The sequence below is a fragment of the Pseudoalteromonas sp. THAF3 genome, assembly GCF_009363775.1.
Lineage (GTDB): Bacteria > Pseudomonadota > Gammaproteobacteria > Enterobacterales > Alteromonadaceae > Pseudoalteromonas > Pseudoalteromonas ruthenica.
Map to the genome: position 1 here is coordinate 2,233,025 of NZ_CP045418.1, position 11,654 is coordinate 2,244,678.

An 11,654-nucleotide genomic window follows, 5' to 3' on the forward strand; every position below is an offset into this window, starting at 1 on the left:
TATTTAAAAGCATAATGAAATCAATTAAACATTCTCTTCTCAAAGGCCTAGGCGGATTACTGTGTGCAAGCTCAGTGTTTGCCGCTCAAGCGCAGATCATTCCGGCTCCACCTGAAGTTAACGCTAAGGGCCACTTTCTTGTCGATTTCACAACGGGCAAGGTGATCGCCGAAGGCGAAGCCGACACTAAATTGGCACCCGCTAGCCTCACGAAAATGATGACGAGCTACGTCATCGGTACAGAAATTAACGCCGGTAACATCTCCCCTTCAGATATGGTGACCGTCAGTGAAAATGCATGGGCAAAAAACTTTCCAGAGTCATCAAAAATGTTTATCGAAGTCGGTAAGCAAGTAAGCGTTGAAGATTTAAATCGCGGTATCATCATTCAATCGGGTAACGATGCGTGTGTAGCGATGGCCGAACATATTGCGGGAAGTGAATCGGCATTTGCCGATCTCATGAATGCCCACGCGCAGAAGCTTGGCATGGATAACAGCCACTTTATCAACAGCCATGGTTTAGACACCAACGAGCATTTCACTACCCCTCGGGATATGGCGACCTTGGGCGCTGCACTTATCCGTGACGTGCCAGACGAATACGCACTGTATAAAGAAAAAGACTTTACCTACAACGGTATCAAACAATTTAACCGCAATAGCTTGCTGTGGGATCAAGGCCTCGACGTAGACGGCATTAAAACTGGTCACACCAGCGAAGCCGGATATAGCTTAGTGTCTTCTGCCACTAAGGGTGATATGCGTTTAATAGCCGTGGTCATGGGTGCCAGCTCTGAGCGTGCACGTAAAGTGGAAAGCAAAAAACTGCTTAACTACGGCTTTCGTTTTTTCGAAACCATCACACCGTATAAAGCTGGCGACAAATTTGCCGACCAACGCATCTGGATGGGCGACAAAGAAACTGTGGCGTTAGGCATTTTAGAAGACACGCCTATCACTATCCCTCGTGGCCAACAGAAGAATCTAGAAGCGAACTTTGAGCTCGATACGACACTTGAAGCGCCACTAGAGAAAGGCACCAAAGTAGGCACTTTGTACTTACAACTTGACGGTGAAGATGTGGCCAACTATCCACTGGTGACACTGGAAAGTATTGAAGAAGGTGGCTTTTTCAGCAAGATCTACGACTATTTGCGCTTACAAATCATGTAATCGCCGCTGATTTGTTACAGCGGATCACGCATTACCGAGCGCCCCACTTGTTGGGGCGTTTTTTTTACCTTAAAAAATGCTAGAATACGCACTATTAAGAGCTTTGCTCCGTATACTTTAAACACACCGTCGTCTGTAGTTAAGAGGGTTTATTGTCGTGGTCAAACCGGTCAAAAATACCAAATTTGATGAATATCTAGAGTTTCCTTGTCCTTTCACATTTAAGGTGATGGGTCTTGCTAACGTGAGCCTGACGGAACAGGTATTAACGGTTATGCAAGAGCACGCCCCTGGCGACTATGCACCAAAAACGAAACCGAGCAGTAAAGGTAATTATGAGTCAGTGACTTTAGTTGCGACGGTGACATCAAAAGAGCATATCGAAGTTATCTATACTGAATTAGGTAGCATTGATGATGTACGCTACGTTCTGTAAGCCTTTTAAGGACTGACATTGAGCACCTTAATAGTACGCCAATTGGGTTCTCGCCCATACATGCCTATTTGGCAGGCAATGCAAACCTTCACAGACACCCGTGACGAGGCCAGTGCCGATGAAATTTGGCTGGTAGAACATGAGCCTGTATTTACGCAAGGCCAAGCAGGCAAAGACGAGCACTTGCTAATGCCCGGTGACATTCCTGTGGTCAAAGTAGACCGTGGCGGACAAGTCACTTATCACGGCCCTGGACAGCAAATGCTGTATGTACTTTTCAACCTACGTCGATTGAAAATCGGTGTACGCGACCTGGTTACCTGGCTAGAAGACAGTATCATCGACAGTCTTGGTGAATATGGAATCGACGCTTACGCCAAAAAAGATGCACCTGGGGTCTATGTTAATGACGCCAAGATTGCCTCCTTAGGTTTGCGCGTGCGTCGAGGCTGCTCCTTCCATGGTTTGGCTTTGAACGTCAATATGGATTTGGAGCCTTTCTTGCGCATTAACCCGTGCGGCTATGCGGGTATGCAAATGGTGCAATGTAAAGATTTAAATGGGCCTCAGTCCACAGAGCAAGCCGGTCAAGGGCTTGTCGAGCAATTAATTAAACGACTCAACCCCGAACACGTTGAGTATCAACAAGGGTTAGCGAAAGAATGACGAAATCATCAGTAAGAATGCAACCGGGTGTAAAATTACGTGACGCTGAGAAAATGGCGCTTATCCCGGTCAAAGTCCTACCGACTGAAAAAGACGAAATGCTACGTAAGCCAGAGTGGCTGAAAATCCGCTTACCTAAATCTAACGAGCGCATTGATGGCATTAAACAGGCAATGCGTAAGCACGGCTTGCACTCAGTGTGTGAAGAGGCGAGCTGCCCTAACCTTTCTGAATGCTTTAATCACGGCACCGCCACATTCATGATCTTAGGAGCCATTTGTACGCGTCGTTGTCCGTTTTGCGATGTCGCTCATGGTCGTCCACTGAAACCTGATGCTCAAGAGCCAGAAAAGCTGGCACTGACTATCAAGGACATGAAGCTCAACTACGTGGTGATCACCTCGGTAGACCGCGACGATTTACGTGACGGGGGGGCTCAACATTTCGCCGATTGTATTCGCGAGATTCGTAAGCACAACCCGGGCATTACTATTGAAATTCTAGTGCCAGATTTCCGTGGTCGTATGGACCGAGCATTAGCGATCCTCAGCGAGACACCACCAGATGTCTTTAACCACAATTTAGAGACAGCCCCACGCCTTTATAAATTGGCTCGTCCAGGCGCAGACTACAAATGGTCTTTAGAGCTATTAAAGCGCTTTAAAGAAGCACACCCTGAGGTGCGCACCAAGTCAGGCCTAATGGTAGGGTTAGGTGAAGATATGAGCGAGATCGAAGAAGTGCTGCGCGACTTACGTGAGCACAACGTCGATATGCTCACAGTAGGCCAGTATTTACAGCCTTCGAAACACCACTTGCCGGTAAAACGTTACGTGCCACCAGCGGAATTTGACGCTTTAAAAGCGTACGCAGATGACATCGGCTTCACCCAAGCAGCCTGTGGTCCCTTTGTACGCTCTAGCTATCATGCTGACCAACAAGCAGCAGGTAAAGAAGTTAAATAAGCGATTACGACGCGTCATGGCATTGTGGCGCGTCCCTTCTTTATTCACATCCCTAATACAAATGTGCTAGTATCCGTTGCAAGTCGTTAAGATAAGGATAGAGATAAATGACTTCAGCGCACGTCAAGGACACGACCACCCAGCTAATCAGCAGTTACCCGCAATTCAATACCCTATTACTTGATTATCAGGTAATCAGTGATTTAGTTGACCCAACCTCCGTTACCCGCTTTATGCATCAAAACAAGTTAAAGCACTTAGTCATAGCCAATGTGCCCAGCGATATGAACTTCGGTCACCTTAAGCGTTGGCCTAATCTGCGCGGTGTTTTTATTGCCCCAAGTACTGATGAGCAAGTGATGCAAGGCCTGCAAGCCATTGCTGAAGGAAAGCTGTGGTTTCCACGTAAAGTAACGGATCACTGGATGCGCCATTACCTAGCCACAGAAGAGCACCAGCAAAGCCAAAAGTCTTTATTGACCGAAAAAGAAATGACGGTACTTAAATTACTGGCCTCTGGAATGCCGCTTATTAGCATTGCCGAGCGATTATTCATCAGCGATGCGACCGTGCGTGTTCACCTACATAAGATTTATCAAAAAATCGGTGTGAAAAACAAACAACAAGCCATGCTTTGGTCGCAGCAGCACCTGACCTGAACAATTACAACTCGCGAGGCTCCACTCGAAAGTAAATAATATCGCTGTATCGGCCTGCCACTTGACGTTCAAAATCTTGTAAGCGAATGGCCAGCGGCAGCAATTGAGTAGACTGCTGTGCAGCGATTGGCAATTGTCGCGCATGTTGTAGGTCGTACCAACGCCCAGCCACAGCTAGCGAATAGCCAATACGCCAAGCAGGTTTTTGCGTATCATGCAGTAAATACCCTTGGTTTTGTGAGCGCATCAATAACCGCAAGTCAGTGTTGCTACGCACCTGTAAACTAGGAAGGTGATGATACTCTTTGTTACTGCGCAGCTCACCAAGATTGACACTCGCTTGGCGCGCATTGTGTCCTAACCAGGTCAACGAAAAGCGCTGTGGCAGATGAGTATCAACCACCACATTTGCTTGCGTTATTAGTTGCCCTTGGAAGTGCCCAGTAATAAGCAGAGTATCTTCGTAGAACCCAGCAGGTGCTGATTGTTGACGCCTTAATTTGAGATTGATAATGGTGCTTTGAGCGCCGCGCACATGTATAGGCATCGCCAATGTCTGACCTTGGTCGTTGTGCACATCGTAACTAAGGCGCGCCTTATCCCCATGTAGGCGGAACTGCTGCTGAGAGTGTAAGCTGAGTTGAAATTCACAGTCTTCGTGTTGCCTAGGCGTAATACGCAATCGATAGCTCGCCTGCGCCGTGCTCTGAGAGCGATAGCTTGCCAAGGTGTCGCTGAGCTCTTCAATGTGCAGTTGCATATCCGTGCAGCTTTGTTGTGCTGTACTTGGCAAAGCAGCAAGCGCTAATACTAAACACACCCATTTAACGCACATAAATCACCCCTTTTCTTTGCAATTGTTGTTCATCCTCAACTTCCAGCGAGACACTCGGTAAGTGGGTATCATCAAAACGAATGCGATAGTGACACGGTTTCATGCCGGTGATGGCAAAACGTCCTTGACGATTAGTAAAAAAAGCTTTCACATCATCACCACATACCGCTTCTCCCACGGTTAAAGCAAGGGGCGCTTCATCGTCATCAATAAGTGTTCCCATCACGGTAATATTGGCACTGGAGCCGACCTTGATGTAATGACCAGAGCGATAGTGCGGATAGAATCGCAATAACCCTGTGCCAATGTCATAGCCAATGGGCAAGTTAGGGATATCTACCGCCGCTCCGCCTTGGCTATAGGCATTAAGATCAGGCAGTAACATGGTCCCTAAGCCATCATTTTTAACGCGTATTGCTTGACCTTGGTCGGTCAAACGTACCTTCAACCCATCTAAACTCGAGTGCGTATCGACTAAAGCGAAACTATCGTTAATTGTACGCCCCACCCCCCACTGATTTTGCGCGAACGCCAGGGCCGTTGAGAGTGAGAGACGGGTTTGATGCCGCCCTTCATCAGCCTGTAAACGCTTATAAAAGCTGCCATGATCCAGTGCACTACCAAAACGGTTGCCGTTGTATCGCATGCTCACATCGACGGCGCTTTGATAATCAATGCTGTTTTCAATGCCAGCCGTAAATTGGCTCACACCAATATGTTGAGCACTCCCCTGGAAACTGTATTCTAAGCGCTCAAGGTGTTTTCGCTGTTGTGCGTACAAACGTAGGCGCTTACCTTGAGCAAATTGATAACTGATGTTGAAACCTAAGTTGTAATCCCGCTGACCCTCATCACGAACTCCAGTAAATACTCGCCAAGACCAACCTTGCTGCCAACTATGCCCGCCTACACTCAAAGTGGCACTGCGCTGCCAAGATTGTTTCTTGCTACCTTGTTGATGACGTTTTTGCGCATTGAGGGAAAAGTTAACTGTGTTGGCGTTATCAAATACATAGCTGTAGTCAAACTGCCACTGGTGCTGCACTGGCAATGAGCGAGCCGCTTTAACAGCACTTATCTGCAGCGGAGTGTAGGCTTTCGCTACATATTCGTAACCGAGCTGAAATTCGCTGCCAGAGTTAGACCGGTAGCTGCGTAAAGATGCTCGGTAGGCCTGTGCAGCTCCTAAGTGAGAGTGATGACTCAACGCATATTCGCTGGCGGCAATAAACCACGGCATTGCATAGGTAGCCCGAGCGCTCAATTGCGTACTTTGCTCATGCCATTGCAGCCCAGCGCCTAGGGTTAGATTAGGCGACCACCCATAGTCAAAGCTCGCGCTAATAAAGGGTTGCTGCCAAAGGTAGTCATACCCCGTTGCTGAGGCTTGACTTAATACACCAGCAAAACTTTGCAGTTGCAAATCGCCTTGGGCGAGCAAATCTAAGCCGGTGGTAATATCAAACTCGATCACCTCCACTTTACCCGCATCATCCGTTATTTTTAACGACACATCATTGCTGCCTTCTTGCAACGGAATATCCGCAAGCGTGTAGACTCCGGGACCAAGCTGTAAACGTTTTACGACTCGCTGTTCAACGATCACATCAATGCTGGAGGGGCGCTCAAGAGTGAAGCTCTGTGAAGCAGAGGGACGTGGGGAGTGGCGTGTAATTTGCGCAAAGTTTTTAACAAAGGCAACGCCTAAACTCGACTCACTGCCCTGAAAATAGCCACCGAGTACGTAGTTATCACCAAGACTAAGGCGCGCTCCTATATCCGCATAGTCATAGCTGAGACGAGTTCCTAATCGACTCGCCCGAGCCGAGCGTCCGTGTTGAAGTTGCTGCTCCGACTCCAACAGCCAACCATGGGCGCGCAGTGCAAGCTCGGTGCGCCAGGTAAATTGCTCCTCACTGAGGCTCTCTTTCGATGCTTGCTCTTTAATAACGCTCAGATAGTTATTGAGATAACCACTGTAGGGAGCCATTTTATGCGCTTCCAAGAACGGTTGCTGTTGCGCCGCTGACACCGTGCGGCTTTGCAATAGCTGACGATCAATAGAGGTCACTAGCTGGAACTGACTCATATCGAATTGCACGCGAATGCCCTGCTCACGTAATGCAAGCAACGGTAACCATTTTTGCTGTGGCTGCGCTAATGAGCGTGTGATTGTCGGCAGTACGAGTGGTGTTAGCGCGTGTATAAACTCATCACTATCAACATAAATGGTGTCATCTGCTGCAATGCGAATATCAACCACACTCAAATTAGCACCATTTACGACAAGCTCCACACTCAAATCCAGGTCTTGGCCTGTTGGATTCAGCGCCCCATGAGCAACAGAGCAACAGCAGCCAATCAGTAACAATAAGCACAGGCTAATTACTGGCGCAATGCGAGCCGCCATGGCGCCTTCCCTACTGCCTTTGAAAGTAAATACTGATGCCATTGCGAGCTTAAGCTAATATTACGGCTGCTCTTAGCAGGCAATAAGCTGTCCTCAGAGAGCCGCGCAATATCACTGTCGCGTAAAAGAACTTTTTCACCATCAGCGCTGATAAGTACCAGAGGTAGTGAACTAAGATATGTTCTCGCGTTTCCTTGGTTATGAAGCGTTAAGCTTGCATTGTGCGCAGTAATGTTCGAGTCCACTATGCGCACATCACTGCTTGCACCCGCTACATCCAAGTGCACAACAACATTAATATCTAATAACATCTGCAGTTGTGGCTGCGATAATATCAGCGGCTGCTGCAATAACCGCACGAAGTAACTAGCCTCTACACCGTTAGCTGGTATGTTGTCGACCACTATCTGAACACGCTGCGACTGCCCAGGCTTTAAAATCATTGCTGGCGGAAAGACCATCAGGTCATCGCTTTCACTCGAACTATAACCTTGATCTTGAAAGTGAATACGCTCAACACCCAGCTCAAACGCAAACTCACGATTACTTGGGTTATGAATAACAAAATAACCACGGCTCCCCGGCTTATGGCTAATATGCTGCACCATGGGTGTGACCTCGACAGCACCTAGCAGGTGGCTGGTGATCAGAGTGCCAAAGAGCAACAACCACTTAGCCATACTAGTGACTCAAGGGCTCTATGCGCACTTTTGTCGTTTCAGCTTTAAACCCAGGAGGAGGTGTAAACCCAATCACGCGCGCGCTATTAGGAGGAATAAAGCTGGTTTGCAAAGCCGCAGACAGCGCCGGACCTTGTACTATTCGTTGTTCTTCACCTTGTTGTAGTATCCATTTGGTTTTAATAAGGCGAATATACTTGTTACCTGAGTTGCTGATATTGACCTGCCACGCTTTTTCGTCGCTACGAATGTCAGTAATCGCAAGATCTGCTTTAGCGTCTTCAGGAGCCACATTAAATAAAGTACGAAAGCTCAGAGCCATACCTACAGAGGACTGCGCTTGATTTGGCAGAGCCACTTGGTCAATGACAATACGGTACGCTTTCGACGCGACTAGCGCCGGCTCACCAATGTAACGCACGACGATTGTTTGCGCTTGCCCTGGCGGAATAACCGCTGTCATTGGCAGAATTAAGAAGTCGCTGTCATTATTAGTGAGTTGCTCTTCACCTTGGCTGTTAATGACCAAGTTCTTAGCACTGACCTCCACCGTCAGAGGCGTATCCTCAATATTTACGATACGCATATTACGCTGCGCTTGCTTGCCCATAGGCGCAAGTTCGGCCACCATAGGCTGTACTTGGAACGCGTAAACTGGGGCGGCTATCCAAAGTAAAAGAGTAAGCAGTAAAATTCTCATAACATAAACCTAAAAAGGCAGCCCGAAGGCTGCCCAACTCAACATGGAAATTGGATTAACGCGCGGTAATAGCAATTTGCAGCGTGTCTGAATAAGTGCCTGCATACAAGGCATCTTCTAATAGCTCTAGCTGAATCTGACCATTGACGCCGCGAGCAAGCTCTTCTGAACCGTCAACATCAACGCTAACACGTTTCTCGTTTTCACCGGTGTCTGCCATTAACTGTAGGGCAACGGCGCCAGCGGTAAGAGAGGCTTTGTAGTCAATACCACGGTTTTCATTGTCGGTATTTTGCAGATTCCCTTCTGCTGAAGTCAGGCTCACAGTCGCGCCATCAGCATCGTTACATAGCAATGTAACGTCTGACATCGCTGTCGCACCTGAGCTTAAAGAAGAGAAGGTTTGGCTGTTGGTCAAGTTAGAAACGGTGCATACCGAATCAACTTGTCCGTTAAGATTCAGGCTACTTGAAGCATGCGCCGTTGCGCTAAGAGTCAGAGCAATCGCAGCAGAGATAAGTACTGTTTTCATGTGTAATGTCCTTTTGCTTAAATAATAATCGTTATAGGCCTCGACCATATAGATCAGGCGTGATTTCAAGACGAATTTCGTCGCTATAGCGCCCGGCAAAAACCAATTGCTGCTGCAGCTGTACCGCGAGAGAAGCGCGTTCAGAGAACAACACCTGCTCGAAGTGAATCGCCTTTCCTTGCTTCAACTGCAAGGCTGAAAATACTGTTTCCCGTTTGGCTTTCGGCACGGTCAACGTCACTCGGTAAGGCACTAACACATCATTGTTATGATGGCTTAACCCCCCATTTTGAGAATAAAGCGTTAGGGTCATGGGTGAATTACAGCGTAAATCCAATTCAGCCTGAGAGGACCTTGTATTGCTCAACTCAACATCATGTTGATGAAACGCAACAGAACAACGGGCTTTTATATATCCATACATGGCTAGACTAACTTCATTTGCGGTGGCTATGGAGCCATCTAAACTTGCTAGCATTAGCGCCAACTTACAGATTTTTATAACGTTTTGCTTTCGCATCCTGACCCGTTATTGGTGTGCTTCAAACAACGATGAGAAGATTAACTGAGATTTGGGGATTTAAAACGTTTGTTTATGATGAAGCACGTTTATGAACGTTAAACATTTTCCTAAACGGCCGTTTACTCGGGTATATAACGGGGATTCTATGAACGTATAAATATCGATAAATCAGTCTTCTAGTTGCCTGTTTTTAAAATTTTGTAAGACATTCGCCACAAAGCAAGCTAAGCAAAACTAATTCAATTTAATTCAAAAAATTAGAATAACGCTCTAGGTTATAATTTGTTGTTCTTTAAACGTTCAGCGAGTGTCTGCTAAATTTGCGCCCAAATTTTGCATATTTGATTTTATTTTTTTATAGTCGCAAAGGGTTATTTGGGGTACAGAGATGGAGTTCACCGAACAAGAGCTGGCTTTTTTCCAGCAGGTATTTAGCGAAAACACGTTGCAGGGCGACGATGTTAACACCACCGGCTTGTCCCTTCGTTCGGAGTTACCGGATTATGTTGCCTCCCTATTTGAGCAGCCTGGGTTATGTATGTTGGCAGAAGTCGGGCACTTTGAACTTTGGTTTCCTCTCTCGCTGTCATTAACCGCAAACGGTGATTTACAGCCCGCGCTGGAAGCACCAGAAATTTTCGAGGCTCTTGGGCAGCACCGCAGCTGGCGCTTTGATAATCCCACGAGTATTTACTTGCTCACCGACGACGGACGAAAGCTTCCTATTCATTCTTTATCCTCTACAGGCGCGGTGATTGATGCTGAGCAAATCAAGCATGCGCCACAAAGGGCCACAGCCAAGTTGATCCTGCCAGACTATCCGCCAATGCAATTGGAGATGCAAAAAGCGCGGCAACAAGGCTCACTCATTGCTGTCACATTTATACGTAACACCAACAAAAAACAGCTGCGCCAGTTCCTGTTTGATAACCACAAGCAAGGCTATCAAGAAATTTATCACTCCCTCGCAGCACACAGTTAAAACAGTGTTCAGGTAACTTTGCTACGCTCGATAAGTGGGCAATCTGGCGGAGTACATTTAATGAATAAACTGATTCTTGCGAGTGCAATTAGCACCGTTTTACTTAACGGCTGTGGGGGTTCGGACGATAATGACGACAACATCACCAACCCAGAGCCGACACAAGCAGAGTTCTCGTTAGGCGTATCTGATGCGCCAGTAAGTAACGTTAAAGCAGTGTGGGTTGCCTTTGACAGCATTACCTTGAACGCGGGCGATGGTGAGATGCCAACCTTTGAGACCCGCTCTGCAGAGAACCCAGATCAACCCGTGATGGTAAACTTACTGGACTACACTGGTGATGATGTGTTTGCGCTTATCGATGATGAGCTTGTTGCTGCCGGTGACTATGCATGGCTGCGCGCTGATATAGTCAATGGCGATATGGCCAATATCGAGATGACTTCACATCTGGTTTATAACGATGACACTGTCGTGCCACTTGTTATCACCCGTAAGGGCAATGACGGCATCGGTGAAATTCAAATTAATGACTTCACTTTAGTCAGTGGTGACAACGACTTCGTGCTTGAGTTTGACCTGAAAAAATCTTTGGTCAACCCAAGTAACAGTAACGAAGTTAAGCTTAAACCCACAGGAATTCGCCTAGAAAACCTTGCCCAAGTGGAAGATATCGAGGGTGTAGTTAGCCAGCAGTTGGTACAAAACTGCGAAACTGACAATGCAGATATCGCGCCTGCCACCGGGGGGTTTGGTCATGCCGTATATCTCTATAATAGCGATGTCAGTGAGCCTAAAGATTTGTACCTTGATGGCGAAACGGTTGCGGCTGATGCGCCTATCGCGACCGGTGGCGTAAGCTACGATGAGGAAGATGAACGTTATGAGTTCGAAATCGGCTTTGTCGCTCCAGGTGAATATCAGCTAGCCTACACTTGTGCTGCACACATTGATGACGCCGAAATCCTCGATGAGTCGTTTACGCTGTATCAGCAACAGACAGTCACGGTGACAAGCGGTGAAGACGCTCAAGTTACCTTTGACATAGCCCAATAAGCTATTGAAAATTAAAGACTAAAAATATTTTAAAT

The 11,654-nt window shown here is 47.2% G+C and carries 13 protein-coding genes; 7 read left to right on the top strand and 6 right to left on the bottom strand.

Features of this window, described 5'->3' with window-relative positions; translation table 11 throughout:
- The first annotated feature begins 14 nt into the window (after positions 1 to 14).
- From FIU82_RS10365 to FIU82_RS10385, 5 genes are all read left to right on the top strand, one after another.
- Positions 15 to 1,175: a serine hydrolase gene (locus tag FIU82_RS10365; RefSeq protein ID WP_022946384.1), complete on the top strand. Its 1,161-nt coding sequence runs from the start codon at positions 15 to 17 to the stop codon at positions 1,173 to 1,175.
- A gap of 157 nt (positions 1,176 to 1,332) precedes the next feature.
- Complete coding sequence (gene ybeD / locus FIU82_RS10370; RefSeq protein ID WP_022946385.1) at positions 1,333 to 1,611, top strand: DUF493 family protein YbeD; 279 nt, start codon at positions 1,333 to 1,335, stop codon at positions 1,609 to 1,611.
- Between the two features lie 12 nt (positions 1,612 to 1,623).
- Positions 1,624 to 2,277 carry a lipoyl(octanoyl) transferase LipB gene (gene lipB / locus FIU82_RS10375; protein ID WP_026111315.1) on the top strand — a complete coding sequence of 218 codons (654 nt, stop codon included), beginning with the start codon at positions 1,624 to 1,626 and terminating at the stop codon, positions 2,275 to 2,277.
- On the top strand, positions 2,274 to 3,242 hold the full coding sequence (lipA, locus tag FIU82_RS10380; RefSeq protein ID WP_152441016.1) for a lipoyl synthase: 969 nt from the start codon (positions 2,274 to 2,276) through the stop codon (positions 3,240 to 3,242). Before lipB ends, lipA begins: the two co-directional genes overlap by 4 nt.
- Positions 3,243 to 3,349: 107 nt before the next feature.
- Positions 3,350 to 3,901: a LuxR C-terminal-related transcriptional regulator gene (locus tag FIU82_RS10385; RefSeq protein WP_022946388.1), complete on the top strand. Its 552-nt coding sequence runs from the start codon at positions 3,350 to 3,352 to the stop codon at positions 3,899 to 3,901.
- A 4-nt stretch (positions 3,902 to 3,905) separates the two neighbouring features.
- Here the strand turns inward: FIU82_RS10385 and FIU82_RS10390 are convergent, their stop codons facing one another.
- From FIU82_RS10390 to FIU82_RS10415, 6 genes are read right to left on the bottom strand one after another with little or no spacing between them, the layout of a single operon-like run.
- Positions 3,906 to 4,736 (bottom strand): hypothetical protein, encoded by an 831-nt coding sequence (locus FIU82_RS10390; RefSeq protein ID WP_152441017.1) that lies wholly within the window; start codon positions 4,734 to 4,736, stop codon positions 3,906 to 3,908.
- Complete coding sequence (locus FIU82_RS10395) at positions 4,726 to 7,146, bottom strand: fimbria/pilus outer membrane usher protein (protein ID WP_152441018.1); 2,421 nt, start codon at positions 7,144 to 7,146, stop codon at positions 4,726 to 4,728. Before FIU82_RS10395 ends, FIU82_RS10390 begins: the two co-directional genes overlap by 11 nt.
- Complete coding sequence (locus tag FIU82_RS10400) at positions 7,122 to 7,826, bottom strand: fimbria/pilus periplasmic chaperone (RefSeq protein WP_152441019.1); 705 nt, start codon at positions 7,824 to 7,826, stop codon at positions 7,122 to 7,124. Before FIU82_RS10400 ends, FIU82_RS10395 begins: the two co-directional genes overlap by 25 nt.
- Position 7,827: 1 nt before the next feature.
- On the bottom strand, positions 7,828 to 8,526 hold the full coding sequence (locus tag FIU82_RS10405; RefSeq protein WP_152441020.1) for a molecular chaperone: 699 nt from the start codon (positions 8,524 to 8,526) through the stop codon (positions 7,828 to 7,830).
- Positions 8,527 to 8,581: 55 nt separating this feature from the next.
- Positions 8,582 to 9,058, bottom strand: a complete 477-nt coding sequence (locus FIU82_RS10410; protein ID WP_022946393.1) for a hypothetical protein — start codon at positions 9,056 to 9,058, stop codon at positions 8,582 to 8,584.
- Between the two features lie 31 nt (positions 9,059 to 9,089).
- Positions 9,090 to 9,536 (bottom strand): hypothetical protein, encoded by a 447-nt coding sequence (locus tag FIU82_RS10415; RefSeq protein ID WP_138547593.1) that lies wholly within the window; start codon positions 9,534 to 9,536, stop codon positions 9,090 to 9,092.
- 433 nt (positions 9,537 to 9,969) lie between these two features.
- On the opposite strand from FIU82_RS10415, the gene FIU82_RS10420 reads away from it, so the two are divergent.
- Together FIU82_RS10420 and FIU82_RS10425 are read left to right on the top strand one after the other, a co-directional pair.
- A complete protein-coding gene (locus FIU82_RS10420; protein ID WP_022946395.1) occupies positions 9,970 to 10,563 on the top strand; it encodes a hypothetical protein in 594 nt (197 codons plus the stop codon).
- 60 nt (positions 10,564 to 10,623) lie between these two features.
- A complete protein-coding gene (locus FIU82_RS10425) occupies positions 10,624 to 11,619 on the top strand; it encodes a DUF4382 domain-containing protein (protein WP_152441021.1) in 996 nt (331 codons plus the stop codon).
- Positions 11,620 to 11,654 lie beyond the last annotated feature (35 nt).